16 protein-coding genes and 2 pseudogenes are annotated in these 18,121 nt (G+C 61.1%); 11 read left to right on the top strand and 7 right to left on the bottom strand.

Annotation, left to right across the window (positions count from 1 at the left end; translation table 11 throughout):
- The first annotated feature begins 193 nt into the window (after positions 1-193).
- A complete protein-coding gene (locus NKH38_RS17950) occupies positions 194-1,123 on the top strand; it encodes a LysR family transcriptional regulator (protein WP_352762140.1) in 930 nt (309 codons plus the stop codon).
- Positions 1,124-1,229: 106 nt separating this feature from the next.
- On the opposite strand, the gene NKH38_RS17955 is transcribed toward NKH38_RS17950, so the two are convergent.
- From NKH38_RS17955 to NKH38_RS17965, 3 genes and pseudogenes are all read right to left on the bottom strand, one after another.
- On the bottom strand, positions 1,230-1,703 hold the full coding sequence (locus tag NKH38_RS17955; RefSeq protein WP_352762139.1) for a Ros/MucR family transcriptional regulator: 474 nt from the start codon (positions 1,701-1,703) through the stop codon (positions 1,230-1,232).
- Positions 1,704-1,988: 285 nt separating this feature from the next.
- Positions 1,989-2,251 (bottom strand): annotated as a pseudogene (locus NKH38_RS17960) (ornithine cyclodeaminase); the annotation flags it as partial.
- Between the two features lie 59 nt (positions 2,252-2,310).
- Positions 2,311-3,195, bottom strand: a complete 885-nt coding sequence (locus NKH38_RS17965) for a LysR substrate-binding domain-containing protein (RefSeq protein WP_352446654.1) — start codon at positions 3,193-3,195, stop codon at positions 2,311-2,313.
- A 103-nt stretch (positions 3,196-3,298) separates the two neighbouring features.
- On the opposite strand from NKH38_RS17965, the gene NKH38_RS17970 reads away from it, so the two are divergent.
- The 7 genes and pseudogenes from NKH38_RS17970 to NKH38_RS18000 all read left to right on the top strand — a co-directional run bounded on the left by NKH38_RS17970 (position 3,299) and on the right by NKH38_RS18000 (position 11,390).
- The gene (locus tag NKH38_RS17970; protein ID WP_352762138.1) at positions 3,299-4,507 is read left to right on the top strand and encodes a trans-sulfuration enzyme family protein; all 1,209 of its coding nucleotides are present in this window, start codon (positions 3,299-3,301) and stop codon (positions 4,505-4,507) included.
- Positions 4,508-4,738: 231 nt separating this feature from the next.
- Positions 4,739-6,059, top strand: a pseudogene (locus NKH38_RS17975) (ABC transporter substrate-binding protein).
- Positions 6,060-6,067: 8 nt separating this feature from the next.
- Positions 6,068-7,009 carry an ABC transporter permease gene (locus NKH38_RS17980; protein WP_023669026.1) on the top strand — a complete coding sequence of 314 codons (942 nt, stop codon included), beginning with the start codon at positions 6,068-6,070 and terminating at the stop codon, positions 7,007-7,009.
- Positions 7,006-7,896, top strand: a complete 891-nt coding sequence (locus NKH38_RS17985) for an ABC transporter permease (protein WP_352446657.1) — start codon at positions 7,006-7,008, stop codon at positions 7,894-7,896. The genes NKH38_RS17980 and NKH38_RS17985 overlap by 4 nt, the downstream gene beginning before the upstream one ends.
- Positions 7,896-8,897 carry an ABC transporter ATP-binding protein gene (locus NKH38_RS17990; RefSeq protein ID WP_352762137.1) on the top strand — a complete coding sequence of 334 codons (1,002 nt, stop codon included), beginning with the start codon at positions 7,896-7,898 and terminating at the stop codon, positions 8,895-8,897. The genes NKH38_RS17985 and NKH38_RS17990 overlap by 1 nt, the downstream gene beginning before the upstream one ends.
- The gene (locus NKH38_RS17995) at positions 8,897-9,943 is read left to right on the top strand and encodes an ABC transporter ATP-binding protein (RefSeq protein ID WP_352762136.1); all 1,047 of its coding nucleotides are present in this window, start codon (positions 8,897-8,899) and stop codon (positions 9,941-9,943) included. Before NKH38_RS17990 ends, NKH38_RS17995 begins: the two co-directional genes overlap by 1 nt.
- A 31-nt stretch (positions 9,944-9,974) precedes the next feature.
- A complete protein-coding gene (locus NKH38_RS18000; RefSeq protein WP_352762135.1) occupies positions 9,975-11,390 on the top strand; it encodes an amidase in 1,416 nt (471 codons plus the stop codon).
- 168 nt (positions 11,391-11,558) lie between these two features.
- Here the strand turns inward: NKH38_RS18000 and NKH38_RS18005 are convergent, their stop codons facing one another.
- Entirely contained in the window at positions 11,559-12,620 is a 1,062-nt protein-coding gene (locus NKH38_RS18005) for a site-specific integrase (protein WP_081727403.1), read from the bottom strand.
- A 115-nt stretch (positions 12,621-12,735) separates the two neighbouring features.
- Here NKH38_RS18005 and dusA point away from each other — a divergent pair, with 115 nt between their 5' ends.
- Entirely contained in the window at positions 12,736-13,731 is a 996-nt protein-coding gene (dusA, locus tag NKH38_RS18010; protein WP_352762134.1) for a tRNA dihydrouridine(20/20a) synthase DusA, read from the top strand.
- 5 nt (positions 13,732-13,736) lie between these two features.
- Here dusA and NKH38_RS18015 read toward each other — a convergent pair whose 3' ends face one another.
- Together NKH38_RS18015 and NKH38_RS18020 are read right to left on the bottom strand one after the other, a co-directional pair.
- Positions 13,737-14,441 carry a TIGR02281 family clan AA aspartic protease gene (locus NKH38_RS18015; protein ID WP_023726599.1) on the bottom strand — a complete coding sequence of 235 codons (705 nt, stop codon included), beginning with the start codon at positions 14,439-14,441 and terminating at the stop codon, positions 13,737-13,739.
- A 13-nt stretch (positions 14,442-14,454) separates the two neighbouring features.
- Complete coding sequence (locus NKH38_RS18020; protein WP_023824914.1) at positions 14,455-14,688, bottom strand: DUF1289 domain-containing protein; 234 nt, start codon at positions 14,686-14,688, stop codon at positions 14,455-14,457.
- Positions 14,689-14,874: 186 nt separating this feature from the next.
- Here NKH38_RS18020 and NKH38_RS18025 point away from each other — a divergent pair, with 186 nt between their 5' ends.
- The gene (locus NKH38_RS18025) at positions 14,875-15,873 is read left to right on the top strand and encodes a nicotinate-nucleotide--dimethylbenzimidazole phosphoribosyltransferase (protein WP_352762143.1); all 999 of its coding nucleotides are present in this window, start codon (positions 14,875-14,877) and stop codon (positions 15,871-15,873) included.
- Between the two features lie 9 nt (positions 15,874-15,882).
- Here the strand turns inward: NKH38_RS18025 and NKH38_RS18030 are convergent, their stop codons facing one another.
- Entirely contained in the window at positions 15,883-17,406 is a 1,524-nt protein-coding gene (locus NKH38_RS18030) for a sensor histidine kinase (protein WP_352762133.1), read from the bottom strand.
- 75 nt (positions 17,407-17,481) lie between these two features.
- Here NKH38_RS18030 and NKH38_RS18035 point away from each other — a divergent pair, with 75 nt between their 5' ends.
- The gene (locus tag NKH38_RS18035; RefSeq protein ID WP_023682482.1) at positions 17,482-18,105 is read left to right on the top strand and encodes a thermonuclease family protein; all 624 of its coding nucleotides are present in this window, start codon (positions 17,482-17,484) and stop codon (positions 18,103-18,105) included.
- The last annotated feature ends 16 nt before the right edge of the window (positions 18,106-18,121 follow it).

Genomic DNA, 18,121 nt, shown 5'->3' on the forward strand with positions numbered 1-18,121 from the left:
CGGATTGTTATATTTGTAATCTGGAGTTAATTTGGGGTATTGGCTAATTCTAGCGCTTGAAATTACACACTCAATCTATAATTTTTATTATTTTATCTATAACGCGCCGTTATATACTGAGGCGGTTCGTTGCTCCCCAGGTAGGCGTCGTCTGCTCCCCGGGTGGGCGTTTTCATGGAAAGGCGCGCAGGGAATGGAATTGCTGCAGGGCGCCCTCAAGCTCCGTCAACTGAAGGTCTTCCGGGAAGTCTTGCGGGCCGGATCGACAAGGCGAGCAGCAGTTGCGCTCGGGATAAGCCAGCCGGCCGTCAGTCAACATGTGAAACAACTCGAGACCACGCTCGGCATCACTCTCTTCAAGAGATCAGCCAACCGCATCGTCCCCTTGCAGGAAGCCTGGGAACTCCTGCGAAACGTAGAACTTGCCCTGACGTCGCTGGATCGGCTGGAAGCGTCGATCTTCGCAATGAAGAACGAGGAAAAGCAACGGATTGCGATTGCCGCGCCCTCTGTTTTCGGTTTCGTGACCTTGCCCAAGGTCGTGGCGATCATCCGCTCACAGAGCGCTTCGAATGTCCGCTCGATTTCGGGAAGCTACGAGCAGATCGGCGAGCATATCCTGGCGGGACGCGCAGATCTCGGAATCTCAAGACTGCCCCTGGATCCACGCCTGTTCGATTGGGCGCCGCTTGGGTCGGCACGAAACGTATGCATTTTTCATCCCGACCACCGCTTTTCAAAACAGACCTGTATCGAGGCGCAAGACCTGGCAGGCGAAACGATCGTCGATATCGATCCCCAGTTTGCCGCCCACCAGATGAACTTCAATGCCTTGCGCTTCGCCGGCGTTGAGCCGGACATACTGGTGGAATTCGATTGCAACGGTCACGAAGCCGGATACGTCTCGGCTGGCCTGGGCATTTCGATCACAAACGAGATCATCGCGCGTGAGTACGCGGCGTTTCAGCTGGGAATAAGGCCAGTAGAACCGTCCGCGCTCTATCACTACGTTGCGATTTGGCAGAAGGGTAGGACCTTTTCGAACGCACTGGATGTGACGCTCGAGGCGATCATCGCCGCGTTTTCCCAGTCCGCTAGAGGGGGATCATCCCTTGAGGGCTGATATCCTCGGCAGCCGCTGCCCACAACAAGCAGCGGTTCTTTCTGACGGAGCAATCGGCCCGCGCCCTTGAACAGGATGCGGGCTTTTGTGCGAAATAGCCCCTATGTCAGGTTGTTTTGATGCCGATCTTGCGGCGCTTGGCCGGTGCCGGCAACGTTACGGGTTCAGGCGCGACGGCCTTCCGTCCAAGGCCGATCGCCTTTGCCATCGCGGATCGCACCGCGGCATAGTTCGGCGCAACCATTGGGTAATCGGAGGGCAGGCCCCATTTCGCCCGGTACGCATCCGGCGAAAGATCGTAGTGAGTGCCAAGGTGCCGCCTGAGCGATTTGAACCTCTTGCCGTCTTCCAGGCAGATGATGAAATCGGGCGTCACCGATTTCTTGATCGGGACTGCGGGTGTAAGCTTCTCTTCCGCTTTGGGTGGGAGTGCTCCCTGCAGCTTGCTGATTGCTCCATAGGTATCGGCAATTATGCGGGCGAGTTCCGCGACGGGAATCGGGTTGTTGCTGACATAAGCGGAAACGATGTCAGCTGTCATCTCCAGCAATTCCGCGTCGGAGCTAAGATCTTCAGGCATTTAGCCACCCTTCATTTGCTCTTCAGTTGCCGTAGCCCCGATCTACGTCAGCTGCCTCGCTACAGCAAATCGCACCGGGTGCACAAGACAAGAAGTCACAAAGAGGAACGTGGCGGGGGCGTGGGCCACGAAACTCTGCATGAAGCAGTTCAGGCGAGGCACCGCCCAGCAATAAAGGCAATTGGGCGGGAGGGCGGAAGCTGGTTTCAAGCGAGCCTTGTTATCCTGCCGGCTGCATGGCTGCCTTCGCTAGCATGCCGAACAGAGCTGGCGGCTCGTCGGTGCTTGTAGCGGGTCGCGCACGTATCGCAGCGCCGAAAAATCTTCGATGGCGAGGCCGACGGAAGTGAAGAGGGTGATCTGCTGACGTCCCGGCGGCCTTGCGCGTTGGCGGCGATCACTCCCCGAACTCGGTACCCGGACAGTTGGGGTCCAGTTGCTGGATCTCGCCCTTGATGCGTGTCCGTGGTGGGAATTCGACGAAGATGTCAGAGACGCACCAGGATGCCGCCGTGCAGTTCAGTCTTGCCAGGGCAGTCGCCACCGACGCGCCCGGCTAAGGTAGAATCGACCGAAACCTTACGCTCACGACGTCGATCGCGCTCACCTATACCCCGGAGGACCCCTTCAACAGCTCTTCTATAAAATCAGCCACAATCGTCGAAGGCTCCCTTTGAGGCGGGAGCAACAGAAGCGTCCGAAAGTGAATTGCTGGCTCGAACGGCACGATCATCATTCCCCGTCCGAGGAAGGGGTCCGCCGTAATCGGATTGACCATGCCGCAGCCAAGACCAGCCTCGACCATCGCCGCGATCGTCGTCGAATAAGGGGTCTCCAAGACAATTTTTGGCTTCACCCCATGCTCCGCGAAGATCGCCTCCGCCTCTCGCCTTGTCGTGTCCTCCGGCGCGAGTGCGACGAAGTTTTCATCGTGGAGGTCTCTTGGATAGATAACTGCTCTGCCCTGCAAACGGTGGCCCGGAGGCAGGGCAATGGCAACCTGATAGCTGGCAAAGGGCCGAGCGATGACGCCCGCGAGATCGATCTCGTCCGCCGCCACACCGACGTCGAACTGGCCGGAAGCAACCAACTCCTTGACCGAGGACGACATCCGCGCTTGGAATGTTATAGCCACCTGCGGGTGGCGCTTCTGGAACGAGCGCATGACTTTCGGCATAACGTTTGTGCTTAACGCCGACAGGCTTGCCACTCTTATTTCGCCCGACCCGAAGTCTCTTATACGCGCAGCCGCACTCTTGAGATGGATCAGGCCGGAAAACGAGGTTTCAACCTCTCGGAAGAAGAGCCGCCCTTCCGCAGTTGGGCTCATGCGCCCCTTAGCGCGATTGAACAGCGCAAAGCCAACGGTGCGCTCCAACTCCTGAACTGCCTTGCTCACGGCCGGCTGTGAGATGCGCAGGATCTCGGCCGCACGTGTCGTCGTGCCGTTTGTCATCAGGGCATGGAAGACTTCGATCTGCCTCAGGTTCATCCGACCCTATAACCTCCGAGAATAGTAAACCGCAATCTTGATATTAGACCGCATAGTGAGGAGTGTGCTTAAACAATCGCCATGTCCAGGGGGTGGCGAGAGAATGAACGACTTTACCGAGGTAGTGCTGACCCCGAAGGTTAGGAATGAGGGCTTCGATCCTCTTGGAACGGCGGTCCACAGAGCTTCGACAATCGTGTTCGAGAATGCGGAGGCATACGCCAACCGCGCGCAGCGCGGGCCTGAAGGATATTCCTACGGCTTGTACGGCACGCCGACGACGCGCACGCTCGAACAAAAGCTTACCAAGCTCGAAGGAGGCGTCCGGACGTTCCTCGCCCCTTCTGGCCAAGCGGCCAACTCGGTAGCGATGCTTTCTTTCCTGAAGGCTGGCGACAACATCCTCGTTGTAGACACGTCCTACCCGCCCGTCAGGGACTTCGCCAACCAGGACCTGGCACGCTTCCAGATAGAGACGAGGTACTTCGATCCATCCACGATCGATGATCTCGAAAGCAAGATCGACGAGCGCACCGCGATTGTCTGGTGCGAGTCTCCTGGTTCGACGAGCATGGACGTCCAGGACATACCAGCCATTGTGGCGGTGGCCCGGAGCCGCGGCATTCTCGTCGGATGCGACAACACTTGGGCGACGCCGCTGAACTTCAAGCCGATCCTGCACGGCGTCCATATCGTCACAGAGGCGTTGACCAAATACATCTCCGGGCACTCCGACATACTGATGGGATCGATTACGATCGCCCGTCCCGAACACGAGGCTGTGGTCAAGGGTTTCATGGGACGCTTTGGGATAGGCGTCTCGCCGGACGACGCGGCCCTCGTCCTGCGCGGCATGGAGACACTCGGCATCCGGATGCAGCGCTCGTTCGAAAGCGCGCGGACCTTGGTCGAACAGATCGAACGGCATCCGTTGGTAGACCGCGTGCTGTGGCCGCCACTCGCCCATTCGCCTGGTCATGAGTTCTGGAAACGCGACTTCGTTGGAGCGAGTGGCGTATTCGGCGTGCTGTTCAAGGACGCCTGCACCCCACATGTCTCACCAGCGCTCGACGTCTTGACGACCTTCGCCATCGGCGCCTCCTGGGGAGGCACCCGCAGTCTCGTCGCACCGATGCCCGTCCGGCAGAACAGAACGGCGACAGAATGGCTCGCGTCCGACCTCGTGCTGCGCATCAGTGTCGGGATCGAGGCGCTTGAGGATTTGCAGGCGGACGTCGCTCGCTTGCTCGAAGACATATCTGTTCGGACCGCACAAGATCGGTCCGGCACGGGAGCTCGCGCCTACGGGTAATCAAATCAAAAACAAGGGGAATGGAACATGGACAGCAGCAAATTCATAGCAATTCACAGGCGGTCGTTTCTGACAGGCTTGTCCGGCATGATCGGCATCGCCGCCGGCGGCTCATTCTTTCCGAGCATGGTCGCGGCCGCGGCTGATAATGATACGCTTAGGATCGCCATCTCTGTGGCCCCCGGCGACTTGGACCCCCACAAATTTAAGGGGCTCTACGCGGTCCAGGACATGGTGTTCGAACCACTCGTCACATACTCCTATGACGGAAAAATTGAACCTGGACTGGCGACCGCTTGGTCCATCGAGAATGAGGGCAAGCTCCTGCGCCTGACGCTCAGAGAGCGGGTGGTCTTCCATGACGGGACACCCTTCGACGCCACCGCGGCCAAGTGGAACCTGGGGCGCTGGATGGGGCAGGCTGACAACAACTGGATGAACTGCTCCAGGCTCTTCGTGGACGCCACCGTCGTCGACGACAGTCATATCGATATTCGCTTCAAGGAGCCCGTTCTTGGGCTGCTGCAAGAATTGGCCTATGTCCGCCCCGGTCGTTTCCTCAGCCCGAAATCGGTCGCAGCTGACGGGAGCTACAAGGCTCCGGTCGGGACCGGTCCGTGGCGTGAAATCAGCGCGGATAACTCGGGCAGCGTCTTCGAGCGGTTCGACCGCTATTGGGGCGAGAAGCCCAAGTTCTCGAAAGTCCAGTTGCTTCGTATCGCCGATCACCGCGATCGAGGCCCAGACCTTGAAGCAGGCGGGGCTAGACGTCGTTGTGGAACCCGGTTCGACGACGATGATCATGGCATTCAATCCCGACCGGGCTCCAGCTCTCAAGGAAGTCGCAGTCCGGAAGGCCATCGATATCGGCATAGACCGGGCAGCAATTTCAAAGGTACTTTATCGCGGGATGGCAGCGACGTCGGCCAATCTCTTCGCCGAATCCGTTCCACTTGCCGGAAAGCGCTATGAGGTTCCCCAGATCGACGTCGAAGGCGCTAAGGCGCTTTTGGAAAAAGCGGGATGGGTCGGCAGTCCTGTGAGAGAGAAGGAGGGTACTCCGCTCGCTCTCGAAATCGTCGTCAGCGAAGAACAAATTCCCGGATCGAGATCCGTCGCCGAGGTGCTTCAGGCGGAACTGCAGGAGATTGGCATTCAGCTTACGATCCGCTCGGTGGACCATGCCTCGCGACACAGCGATATTCCCGAGCGCAAGTTCGACCTTGCTTTCTTCCAGACATACGGCGCCCCTTACGAGCCTTTCGCCACAATCGTCGGTCTTTTCCTGTCTACCTACGACAACGGGGTCGACGGCAAGCTGTTCGTCGACGCCGAGCGGCTCGATCCGCTCGTGACCGCGACGATGTCGGCGTTGGACCCAAACATGGAAGCCAACGTCCAGAAGGTTTACGATTGGCTGCACGACAACGTCGCCATCGCTCCACTGATTTACGTGCCAGGTATCTGGGCGCACTCCAGCCGCGTCAAAGACTTCAAGGCCCCAGCAACGGAGTACGACATGCCTTACGAAAACATCAGCCTGAGCGAATAGGAGACGCCGTGTTCTTCTTCATCGCAAAGAGAGCCCGGAACGCGCTCATTCTGCTTTTTCTGGCTTCCGTCTTGTGCTTCTCGCTGGTGGTGTCAGCCCCAGGCAACATCGCTATCTTGATTGCGGAGCTTCGCACCCCAACGGCGACCAAGGCAGACATTGCCAAGGTCGCCGAGGAAATCGGCCTGAACAAGCCATTGCTCATTCGATACACGGATTGGCTTGGCAATGCCGCTCACGGCAACTTCGGTATCTCCTACAAGACTGGGGAGGACGTTGGAACATCTCTTCGGAGCCGGTTATCGGTTACCGCTACGCTGGTCGCCGGCGGAGCCATGGTCGCCCTCGTGTTGAGTTTGCTCATAGGATTTCTCGGGGCCCTGTGGGCACACAGAATGCCCGACCACATTGCACGCGGACTGGCGTTGTTCGGTGCATCCACGCCCTCGTTCTTCGTCGGTGCGCTTCTGGTCTATGCTTTCTCAGTGTCGTTCAAGATATTTCCGACATTCGGCTACGACGGTTTTCGCAGCTTCATTTTGCCATGGCTCACAATAGCGATGCTGCCTGCCGCTGTCCTCAGCCGCGTCGTCCGAGTCGGCCTTGAGGAGGCCATGGCGCGTCCTTTCGTCCTGACCGCGATGAGCAAGGGCTTCAAACGTGAGCGGATACTCGTGCGCGACGCTTTGCCCAACATCGCGCCGACCTACCTTAATGCGCTCGGAACTCAGATAGGTCTCATGGTCGTGGGCGCCGTCGTGGTGGAGCCGCTGTTCGCCTGGCAAGGGGTCGCAGAGCTGTTCCTGACCGGGGTCCGGTTCCGCGACTTCATGGTGGTGCAGGCCTGTCTCCTGATCTTCATAACCTTCTTCATTATCCTGAATGTGATCGTGGACGTCCTGATGATGCTCACCGATCCGCGGATGCGCCGGCAAAGGAGCGGATCATGAACATAGTAGGCAAATTGGCAGAGCCGATAAGGAAACTGCCGCGCGCATCCGTCATCACCATTGGCGCTTTCGTATTCATTGGCGTGTTCGCACCGCTGCTCACACCTCACGCACCGAACGCCCAGAACCTGCTGCTCGCAGGCGAAGGGCCAACCATGACACACTGGCTGGGCGCCGACCACCTTGGACGGGACACGCTCAGCAGGCTGATAACCGCTGCCCGGACCTCACTTGTCGGCGTCTGTCTCGTGCTCGTCATCGCCCACACGATAGGAACCACCATCGGTACGGTCGCCGGATATCGACGCGGCTGGACGGACGAGATCCTGATGCGCATTGTCGACGTCGGTCTCGCTATCCCCAGCCTTATCATTTCGCTCGCGGTCATCGGCGTATTCGGGGCCAGCTACTGGAACATGATCCTCGCCTTGGCGCTGGCTTGGTGGCCGGGTAGCGCTCGCGTCAGCCGCGCGGTGGCCGTGAGCGTCATGAACAAGCCCGAGATGGAGGCGCTGCGCGTCCTTGGTGCTAGCCCTATGCGGATCTACTTCGTCCATCTTCTTCCAACGACGCTCGGCGCCGTCCTTGTCTATGCCACGGCAGACGCGGGCGCAGTAGCTCTGGCGATTGCCACTCTGAGCTTTCTCGGCCTCGGCATCCAACCGCCAACTCCAGAATGGGGGCAGATGCTGGTCGATGCGCTTCCCTATCTGGAAACGGATCCACGGCAGGTCGTTCTCCCGGGTCTTGCCCTTACGCTGGCCGTGATTGGATTCAATATCCTGGGTGAAGCAGTCGCGCTGAACCGCGTGCCGACCCCGCTCACGAACAAGATGCTTGTCGCGCGTCGCCGCGCCACGGCGCTCTGGGCAAAGGAGTCGATCTGATGCCCGCTCAAACCATACTGGACGTGAGAAACCTGACTGTCGATCTCTTAACTGGCCATGGGGCGGTCCGTCCGGTCGATGGCGTCAGTTATTCGATACGACGCGGGGAGACGTTGGCTGTCGTAGGAGAGAGCGGCAGCGGCAAGACCGTGATGAACTTCGCTCCTCTCGGTCTGATGCCGATTGGTGTGAAAGCGGACGTTTCGGGCTCAGTGGTCTTCGACGGTACCGAGCTGGTTGGAGCCTCCGAGGACAAAATCAGACGCCTCCGTGGAAAATCGATAGGCTTCATTTTTCAGGACCCGATGAGTGCACTGAACCCCGCAAGAAGGGTGGGGCGACAAATCGCGGAGGTGGCTGAGTTCCACTTGGGCATGTCGGCAACTGCCGCCGAAGCAAGGGCGCTAGACCTTCTTAAATTGGTCGACATATCCGACCCGGCGGCGCGACTAAGGCAGTATCCTCACGAACTGTCCGGTGGCCTCAGGCAGCGCGTGATGATTGCAATTGCCATCGCGGCCGAACCCAAGCTCCTGATTGCGGACGAGCCGACCACCGCGCTCGACGTCACCGTTCAGGCACAGATCCTGCGCCTGCTCAAGAACATTCAGTCAAAGCTTAAAATGGCGATGGTTCTCATTACTCACGACATGGGCGTCGTCGCAGGATCGGCAGACCGAGTGGTCGTCATGTACGCGGGCCGGAACGCGGAAACCGGTCCCGTCGAAAAGGTTCTGGTTTCCCCGCATCATCCCTACACGATGGGGCTGATCGACGCCATCCCGCGGCGTGAAGACGCGATCGGGGCACCCTTCCGGGGACTCCCCGGCGTGCCGCCTATGCTCGCGGCTCCTATTGTCGGGTGTGCTTTTGAGCCGCGCTGCGTTCATTCGGTCCAAAGCTGCAAATCGCATCGGCCTAAGCTCGTCGAGACGCTCGACCCTTCGGTCTTCGCCGCATGTCCTGTGATCAACGACCACCTCTTGGAGAGAGTAAGCTGATGGCTGTTCTCGAAGTCGAAAACCTTGTGACCAGCTTTCCCAGCGCGATGAGGGGCAAGACCATCAAGGCCGTAAACGACGTGTCAATCACGTTGAACGCGGGCGAAATCGTCGGCCTCGTCGGCGAGTCCGGCTGCGGTAAGTCGACACTTGGCCGATCCATCGTGGGGCTGGAGAACCCTCAGTCGGGTAGAGTGATCTTCGACGGCGTCGATCTCGGATCCCTCTCGGGCAGACGCCTTAGGGAAGTGCGCCGTGCCGTCCAATACGTGTTCCAGGACCCCTACGCCTCGTTGAACGATCGACAGACCGTTGGCGAAGCAATCGCAGAGGCTCTGATCATCAAAGGGATGCGCTCGAAGGAACAACGTGCGGCGCGTACGACGGAGCTGTTGGACCAGGTCGGACTGGCGACCCAGGTCAGGGACCGGTTCACCCGAGAGCTGTCCGGTGGACAGCGTCAACGTGTGGCAATCGCGAGGTCACTTGCCGTGGAACCGCGGGTGCTGATCTGCGACGAGCCCGTTAGCGCGCTCGATCTTTCGATCAGGGCGCAAGTGATGAATTTGTTCATGGGACTGCGCAGGGACCTTGGCGTCGCCTGTTTGTTCATCGCTCACGACCTCGGCCTCGTTCGACAGGCTTCGTCGCGTGTTTACGTCATGTACCTTGGTCGGATCGTCGAGATGGGAACGTCTGAGGACGTCTACAACCATCCGAGCCACCCCTACACGCAGTTGCTCCTGGCATCGGTTCCAGTAGCCGATCCCATTGAGGAGAGAAATCGGAAGGTCCCGCTGCTCGTAGGAGAAATACCGAGCCCGACCAATCCTCCTTCGGGATGCGCGTTTCGGACGCGTTGTCCACTAGTTGTCGCCGACTGTGCGACAGCACTCCCGCCTCAGGTCGAGGTCAGTGCCGGTCACCGGGCGGCGTGCGTGCTCGCGGAAAAGGTCTTCCGTGGAGAACGCAGTGCTCTCAACGTCCCGCCTGAATCCGGAAGAATGCCCGGGCAAGTGCGTCTGATGACTGCCCCCGCCCTCTGAAAGTAATTGTTCAAGATCGAGTCGCACCTGCATGAGTCTGTCACCGGACATCGCCCTGCTGTCGCTTGCGGAACTGTCCCGCAGACTTCGCGCGAGGGAAATATCTCCCCTTGAACTCACGAAGACGTACCTCGACAGAATCGCTGCGCTGGACCAGAGACTTCACAGCTTCAACTCGCTGCGAACTGAAAGCGCGTTGCAGGAGGCATCGGCGGCGGAGCAGGCGCTCATGCGCGGGGACTGGCTAGGCCCTCTGCACGGCGTGCCCATTGGCATCAAGGACCTCATCGATGTCGCGGGACTGCCGACCACGGCGCAGGCTGTTCACAGGCGCGACGCGATCGCCAGCGAGGATGCAGGCGTCGTCGCATCCTTGAAGCGGGCCGGCGCGATTATCCTCGGGAAGCAAGCAACCACCGAATACGCGGTGTCCGGGACGCAGTTCGATCTTGGCTGGCCGCCCGCCCGCAACCCGTGGAACCTCGATCTCGACCCATCGTCGTCATCGAGCGGCTCGGCGATTGCGGTTGCGGCGGGTTTGTGCGCCGGGTCGGTGGGGACGGAGACCGCAGGCTCCATACGAGATCCTGCCGCGTGGTGTGGGGTCGCAGGTCTCAAGCCGACCGACGCGCTGGTAAGCCGAAAAGGCGTACTTCCGCTGTCACGATCAATGGACTGCGTCGGTCCGCTAGCCTGGACGGTCGAGGACTGCGCCCTCATGATAGCGTCGATGGTGTCGACGGATACTGACGATCTTTTGCTTAGAGGTTTCAAGAGCCCTGATATCTCAGGGATAGGAGAAGGGATCCGAGGTCTGCGTGTCGGCGTCATAAGGCAATTCTATGAGGGCGATCCCGACGTCGATCAGGACGTGCTCGACGCGATGGAGAATACGCTCGCCGTCGTGCAGGATCTTGGCGGCCGTGTTTCCTCCGTCAAACTGGCGGATTTCGGCCTGTACGGTTCTGTCGCAAGGAACATTACCTGGCCGGAGGAATACGCCGAACATCGGGCGGAGCTCGATGCCTATCCAGAACGGTTTCACCCTGTCAGCCGCTCCCGCCTGCAGGACGGGAAGACCGTTTCGGCGGCCGACTATATCGATGCCCGCCTTCGGCAGAAGGCGCTGACTGAAGCCCTAGCCGGCATTATGGAGGACGTCGACGTCCTTGTCCTGCCGACGATGAAGACGCCCGCTCAGGCCCTAGGTTATGAGATGACGGAGATGGGCGAGATGGAACTTTCGCTCAGCCGGCCTTTCAACCTTACTGGTAGCCCGGCGCTTGCGATCTGCAACGGCTTTACCGCGACGGGACTTCCGATCTCGATGCAGATCGTGGGCCGCAAGTTTGAGGACGACACAGTGCTGAGGGCGGGACACTCCGTGGAGCAGGCGCTGGGACTTCGATCCAGGAGGCCGGTGGTGGCGACAGAAAATCCCGGGTGAGACCCGCCAAAGCGCAGCCAGCCGAAACGCGTCGATCTCATGGCGCCTTCGGACCTATGTGCAGAGCAATCTCCCGAAGGCGGTGCACTCGGTCAATGCCACGCTCGTTTTGTAACAGCTTACAAGGCAGAAAGCGTGGCGGAGATGCCAGTTAACCCGAGCCGCGGACTACGCTGCCCTCGCAGCTTGGAGAGTGTGCAGCATCTCCGGCTTGAGATGCGTATACCGCCGCAACATCTTCCAATCCTTGTGACCCGTGACCAAAGCTACCTGTTCGATCGTGAATCCAGCTTCGAAGAGGCGGCTTGTTCCTTCATGCCGCAAGTCGTGAAAGTGAAGGTCGTCGATGGCCAGGTCAGCGCATCCTCGACGAAAGGCGGTGCCGACCGACCTATGATTGAAGGGGAAAATTCGATCATCGTCATTGCTTCGCTTGGCCAGTCGGTCCTCGACAATGGCCCATGCGTCGTACCCAGTTGCCGCGAACAAGGGTATGCGTTGATTGTTCCCGTTTTTGTTTCGTGGGTCTTTCCGGTCACGGATGAGAAGCATCCGCGTGCGGGCGTCCATGTCGGACCACCGCGCCTTGCAGATTTCCTCCTGGCGCATCGCCGTTGCGACGGCGAAACGTATTATCTGACCAACCGGCGCTATTTGACGAGGATTTGCATCGAAGTGGGCGATGAGTCTGTCGAGTTCATCCTGGGTCGGCCTCCTGTCGCGCTGATTGCCTTTACCAACGAGGCCAAGCCTCTTTAGGGCAATACGCGCGAGATCAACCGGTTCGACCTTGACGGGCAGGCCGTGCACCGCAGCGGCATGAGCCAGTATGAGTTTTACAAAGCCGATGTCCATGCCGAGCGTCATCGGTCCGGCACCTTGGGCGGCCCGGTCGCGCCCAAAACGAATGAGCCGTTCGCGATCGAGAGCCGCAATGTTGCACTTCCCCAGATGTCTTTGGAGCATATCGAGAGCCGCGGCCTTGGAGCGGCGAGGGGACTTGCCTACATCACACATGTCGTCGATATGAAGGTCGATGAGTTCACCGAAAGTTTTCAGGCGGGCTATACGGGACTTGGTCGGCGTCTCACCACGATCGACTTGGCGCTCGGCTTCGGTTGCCCAGCGCCGTGCGTCGTCGCGGCGTAGGAAGGTCTCGCTGACGTAGCGACCCTTGCGACGGACTTGGACGCGCCAGGAACCGGACGAGAGTTTTGTGTAGGTGGCCATTTTTTTGTGTGCGCTCTGTGTGCACTGAGAGATCGAAACGTGGCGAAAAGGGTCGTATTCTGGCGTAAATTCGTGTGCACTCAGTAGGTTCTAACGATTTGATGTTAAAGAAAAAATGTTGAAAAATCAAGAGCATAGACTTGCTATTGCACCCATGATGGACTGGACCGACCGGCATTGCCGGTTCTTCCACCGGCAGTTGACGCAGCGTGCGCTGCTCTACACCGAAATGGTGGTGGCGGACGCTGTCATCCATGGTGCGCGCGAGCGGCTGCTTGGTTTTGACGAGACCGAACATCCGGTGGCACTGCAGCTCGGCGGCTCCGATCCGCAAAAGCTGGCCGAGGCGGCGCGCATCGGCGAGGGCTTCGGTTACGACGAGATCAATCTCAATGTCGGCTGTCCGTCCGACCGCGTCCAGTCCGGCACGTTCGGCGCCTGCCTGATGAAAGTGCCTGACCTCGTCGCCGATTGTGTGGCGGCGATGAAGGCGGCGGTGAAAATCCCGGTGACGGTCAAATGCCGCATCGGCGTCGACGAGCAGGATCCGGAGCCCGCGCTCGACGCGCTGGCCGACGGCGTTTTCGCGGCCGGCGCCGACGCGCTGTGGGTGCATGCGCGCAAGGCTTGGCTGGAGGGTCTGAGCCCGAAGGAAAATCGCGACATCCCGCCGCTCGACTATGACAGGGTCTATCGCCTCAAGGCTAGAAAATCGAACAAATTCATTGGCATCAATGGAGGCGTTCAATCGCTCGAAGAGGCGGCTCGCCACCTCGATCATGTCGATGGCGCCATGCTTGGCCGCGCCGCCTACCACACGCCAGGCATCCTGGCCGGCGTCGACGCGGCATTCTACGGCGACAAGGCCGGCGCCTACGATTTTGCCGCGCTGATCGACACGATGGCCGACTACGCCGCGCGGCATATCGAGCAGGGCGGGCGGCTCGGCCACGTCACCCGCCACATGGTCGGGCTGTTCCACGGCCTGCCGGGCGCGCGCCGCTTCCGGCAGATACTGTCCACCGACGCGACGAAACCCGGCGCCGGACCGGATGTGCTGAAGGCAGCGTTCGCTGCCGTCGATTTCGACCGTGTTGAAAAGGCCGCTTAAGCAGTTCAGTCGCGCAGAATCATCCGGTCGCCGCGCACGTCGAAACCCGACAGCGAACCGATGAAGTTCATGCCGAGCAGGCTCTGGCTGAGCGCGCCGGGCGCGGCGACCATCACCTGCATGTTCTTGCGCACGATGCCGCCGATCGCCAGTTCGTCGGTGCGCACCGAAGCGGCGCGTGCCATGCCATTGGCGGTCGAGACCGGGACGGTGAAGCTCAGCGCGGCCGGATTGAAGCCGGCCGCCTGCGCGTCTTCGGCGGTGAGCACTGTACTGGTCGCGCCGGTATCGACGACGGTGCGGATCGGCGCGCCGTTGATCGTGATGCGGGCCTCGAAATGGCCGCTGTCGGCCTTGTCCAGGGTCACGGTGGCATGGCCGTCCTCGACGCCGAGCGCCAGCGGGCTGCCGGGAACGAGGCCCGCCGTCACCCGGCTGGCGAAATCCTGCAACTCGTAGCGGTACTGGTAGCCGGCGACGAGCGCCAGCACGATCAGGGCCCACGTGCCGAGATTGCGGGCCATGACGCCGAGCGGCCTGCCGGACCGGACAAGGCCGGCGCTGACCAGCAAGCCGATCGCCCCCAGCCAGACCAGACGGCTGAAATCGTAATTCTCGATGCCGAACGTGCTGCCGGCGTCGTTGTTGATCATCAGCAGCACCAGCCCGAGGCCGATTGCCGCCATCACGATCCAGAACAGTCGGTTCATTGGACCTGCCGCCTCAAGAGAGGACGTCGCGCTCGCGCGCCATGCGGCTGCGGCGTGTTTCCCGGCGCGGCCGGCGCTCGACCGTTTCCAATCGGGCCGGCAACTCGGCCATGACGCTGCGGCGTACCTCCGGCGTCATGCCCATCCAGGCGCCGATTTCATCGCGCGTGCGGCCACAGCCGAAGCAGAAGCCGGTTTTCATGTCGATCGAACAGACCAGGATGCACGGGGATTCGATGGCCGTCATGACTTTCTCTTGAAGGTTCCGTCCGGATCCCTCGTTCCATCTCCACATGGTGCAACGGCAAAGCCAATGCAAGCCCTTCGGAATGCGGCGCGGGCAACCGCTTTCGCGCCAATGTCGAGGGGAGTTGTGCCGGCCGGGCAAGGCGGTTATGCCGCTGATCAACCACAGGGAATGATCAGGACCGACATGACCAGCGCGCTGCCCTTCGACGACTTTCGCAATCTGCTGGCGAGCCTGCCGCCTGCCGATACAGTCGCAGAAAACAGGGTGCGCACCCTATTTTCCAAGGCCGACAAGCCGAAAGCCTCGCTTGGCCGCATCGAGGACATCGCCGCCTGGCTTGCTGCCTGGAGCGGGCGCGCCCCGCCGGCGGTGAACCGGCCCCTGGTGGCGATCTTCGCCGGCAACCATGGCGTGACCCGCCACGGCATCTCGCCGCGCCCTGTCGCTGCGACCGCAAACGCCGTTGCGCTGTGCGCCGCCGGCGGTGCGGCAATCAACCAGATTTGCGTCGCCAACAATCTTGGCCTCAAGGTGTTCGATCTGGCGCTGCACATTGCGACCGCCGACATCACCGAGGACGCCGCCCTCGACGAACGCGGCTGCGCCGCCACCATGGCCTTCGGGATGGAAGCCATCGCCGGTGGCGCCGATCTGATTTGCCTCGGCGATCTCGGCGTCGGCAACTCCACCGTTGCGGCGGCCTTGTGCGCGGCCCTGTTCGGCGGCGGCGGCGCCGACTGGGTCGGCCCCGGCTCCGGTGCCGACGCGGCCATGCAGGCGCGCAAGGCTGATGTAGTCGATGCAGCCGTCGCCTTCCATGGTGCGGCTCTGAAGGACCCGTTGGAAGCACTGCGCCGGGTGGGTGGCCGCGAGTTTGCGGCCATTGCCGGCGCCATCCTCGCCGCCCGGATGCAAAAAATCCCGGTGCTGCTCGACGGCTTCGCCGCGACCGCTGCCGCTGCCGTGCTGCATGCCGCCAACCCGGGTGCGCTCGACCATTGCCTGCTGGCCAGCCAGTCGCCCGAACCCGGCCAAAGGCTTGCCGCCGAGCGGCTCGGCCTCAGGCCGCTGTTCGATCTCGGCATCAGCCACGGCGAAGGGGTAGGGGCCGCCCTTGCCGCCGGTCTGGTCAAGGCGGCGGCGCTTACCAGTTCGGGCATGGCGGCGGCGGTCAAAGCCTAGAACAAGCTGTCAACGTCGGCGGGCCGCCGCCACGGTCTTGGTTGGCAGCGCCGGCAGTTCCTCCATCACTCGGGCGAGCGGGAAGATGGCGATTGCCTCGGTGCCTTCGCGCAATTTCGACTGAAGTTCGAATTCGCCGCCATGCATGGCGAGCAGGCCCTGAACGATCGGCAGCCCGAGCCCGGTGCCCTGTTCGGCGCTCTTGATGGCGATCGAGCCCTGGCCGAAGGCGGACAGCACGATCGGGATTTCGTCCTCCGGTATGCCCGGCCCATTGTCCTTGACCGAAATGTACTGGCCACCGCCCGCCGTCCAGCCGACGCGCACGCGAACTTCGCCCCCGGTGGCGGTGAATTTGATGGCGTTGGACAGGAGGTTGAGCGTGATCTGCCGCACCGCGCGCTCGTCGGCGAACAGCCGCGGCAGGGCACTTTCGAAATCCTGGACGATGCGGATGTCCTTGTTGCGCGCCTTCAATTCCATCATGTGGCAGCAATCTTCGGCGATGTTGAGCAGCATCACCGGCTCTTCGTTGAGCTGATAGCGGCCGGCCTCGATGCGCGACAGATCGAGGATTTCGTTGATCAGGTCGAGCAGATGCTGGCCGGAATCGTGCACGTCGCGGGCGTAGTCGCGATAGGTCGGGTTGCTCATCGGCCCGAGCACCTCATTGGCCATCACCTCGGAAAAACCGAGAATGGCGTTGAGGGGCGTCCTGAGCTCATGGCTCATAGAAGCAAGGAAGCGCGACTTCGCCAGATTGGCGTCTTCGGCCCGCCGACGAGCTTCGTCCGACATCGATTTCGCGGTCTCCACCTCGGCGAGCAGCGCATCCTTTTCGGAGCGGAAGGACAGAAGTATCAGCGACGAGCGGTTGAGATGGCGCGCGATATAGGCAAAGAACGGCAATGCAGCGACCAGCAGGGCGACCATGATCGTCCCGACCGGCACCGAAAATTTCGTTTCGGCATAGGCATAGACCGCCACCGGAACGACGAAGGTGGCAAGCAGCGAGCCGCGCAAGGACGACGCCATGATAGCGGTCGCCGCCATGGCCAGCAGCAGCACCACCGCCTTGGCCACCTGGAACTGGTCGATCTGGCAGGTGGCGCAGCCGAGCCAGGCGAACCACGCCCAGCCGAGGCCGCACAGCGAATGGCCGATCAGGAATTCCCTGCGGGTGCGAACAGCGTTGAGCTCGGCGGCTTCGGTGCGGCCGACGCGGCGCGCCATGAAGGCGACGATCGAATAGCAGATCAGGGTGAACAGCGCCCAGACGCTGATCTGTTTGTCCACACCGGCCAGCAGCCCGGCCGCCGCGACCGCCAACACCAGCAGTGGGATGATGGCTGCGCCGCGCACCATGGTCCCGGCATGCAGCTTCAGCAGCTCGCGGTCGAAGTCGAGATTGCCGACCTGCTGCGAAAGACGGTCGCGCGTCTTGCGCACCGCGCGCGCCACATCGCTGTTGCGGTGCGGTTTCCGGCGGTCCACAATGAATTTATCCGCTGTGTTCGAGCGTAGCAGAGGCATGGAAACTTCGATTTATGCGCGCAGCGATCTCAATTCGTTAAGCTACGTTCGAATGATTAAGAGACTGTTTGCCATATGAGCCGTTCGTGGTCGCCAAGACCGCGCCGGCGATACTATCCGCCGCCTCCGCGAAGCCTGTGGCGCAAGCTGCTGGATTACGCGCTGACGGTCATTCTGCTCGGCCTGCTGATCCTGCTCGCCGCACGCCTCGACCGTTTCGAGACGCGCAAGGCGCAAGGGGCGGCGATCGTCAACGATGGCGATTCACTCACCCTTGGCACCGAACGTATCCGCATGCGCGGCATCGACGCTCCGGAATACCAGCAGATCTGCCGTAGGGATGGCGCAGACTACGCTTGCGGCAGGCTGGCACGCCAGGCGCTGGTGCGGCTGATATCAGGCAATCCGGTGACCTGCAGCGGCTGGCAGCGCGACCGCTACGGCCGCCTGCTCGGCGATTGCAAGGCCGGTGGAAAGGATCTCAACCGGGCCCAGGTTGAGGCCGGCTGGGCAATTGCCTATGGCGATTTCGACACCGAGCAGGCCATTGCCCGCGCCGGCAAGGTTGGCATCTGGGCCGGCACTTTCGATCAGCCGCAAGACTGGCGCGAAAGCCACCACGGTGGCCCGCTCGAAAGAAAGCACGGCACCCTGGCTTCGGTCGGTGACGCCTTGCGAGAGATGTTTCGCTTCTGGTGACGAGCACTATAGTTGA

It is taken from the genome of Mesorhizobium sp. M1078 (genome assembly GCF_040318615.1).
GTDB lineage: Bacteria > Pseudomonadota > Alphaproteobacteria > Rhizobiales > Rhizobiaceae > Mesorhizobium.

What these genes read in the sequence shown, in the direction of transcription:
- NKH38_RS17950 (WP_352762140.1), top strand. Translation starts at nt 194, where the DNA reads ATGGAATTGCTGCAGGGCGCCCTCAAGCTCCGTCAACTGAAGGTCTTC.
- NKH38_RS17955 (WP_352762139.1), bottom strand. Translation starts at nt 1,703, where the DNA reads ATGCCTGAAGATCTTAGCTCCGACGCGGAATTGCTGGAGATGACAGCT.
- NKH38_RS17965 (WP_352446654.1), bottom strand. Translation starts at nt 3,195, where the DNA reads ATGAACCTGAGGCAGATCGAAGTCTTCCATGCCCTGATGACAAACGGC.
- NKH38_RS17970 (WP_352762138.1), top strand. Translation starts at nt 3,299, where the DNA reads ATGAACGACTTTACCGAGGTAGTGCTGACCCCGAAGGTTAGGAATGAG.
- NKH38_RS17985 (WP_352446657.1), top strand. Translation starts at nt 7,006, where the DNA reads ATGAACATAGTAGGCAAATTGGCAGAGCCGATAAGGAAACTGCCGCGC.
- NKH38_RS17990 (WP_352762137.1), top strand. Translation starts at nt 7,896, where the DNA reads ATGCCCGCTCAAACCATACTGGACGTGAGAAACCTGACTGTCGATCTC.
- NKH38_RS17995 (WP_352762136.1), top strand. Translation starts at nt 8,897, where the DNA reads ATGGCTGTTCTCGAAGTCGAAAACCTTGTGACCAGCTTTCCCAGCGCG.
- NKH38_RS18000 (WP_352762135.1), top strand. Translation starts at nt 9,975, where the DNA reads ATGAGTCTGTCACCGGACATCGCCCTGCTGTCGCTTGCGGAACTGTCC.
- NKH38_RS18005 (WP_081727403.1), bottom strand. Translation starts at nt 12,620, where the DNA reads ATGGCCACCTACACAAAACTCTCGTCCGGTTCCTGGCGCGTCCAAGTC.
- dusA (WP_352762134.1), top strand. Translation starts at nt 12,736, where the DNA reads ATGTTGAAAAATCAAGAGCATAGACTTGCTATTGCACCCATGATGGAC.
- NKH38_RS18015 (WP_023726599.1), bottom strand. Translation starts at nt 14,441, where the DNA reads ATGAACCGACTGTTCTGGATCGTGATGGCGGCAATCGGCCTCGGGCTG.
- NKH38_RS18020 (WP_023824914.1), bottom strand. Translation starts at nt 14,688, where the DNA reads ATGACGGCCATCGAATCCCCGTGCATCCTGGTCTGTTCGATCGACATG.
- NKH38_RS18025 (WP_352762143.1), top strand. Translation starts at nt 14,875, where the DNA reads ATGACCAGCGCGCTGCCCTTCGACGACTTTCGCAATCTGCTGGCGAGC.
- NKH38_RS18030 (WP_352762133.1), bottom strand. Translation starts at nt 17,406, where the DNA reads ATGCCTCTGCTACGCTCGAACACAGCGGATAAATTCATTGTGGACCGC.
- NKH38_RS18035 (WP_023682482.1), top strand. Translation starts at nt 17,482, where the DNA reads ATGAGCCGTTCGTGGTCGCCAAGACCGCGCCGGCGATACTATCCGCCG.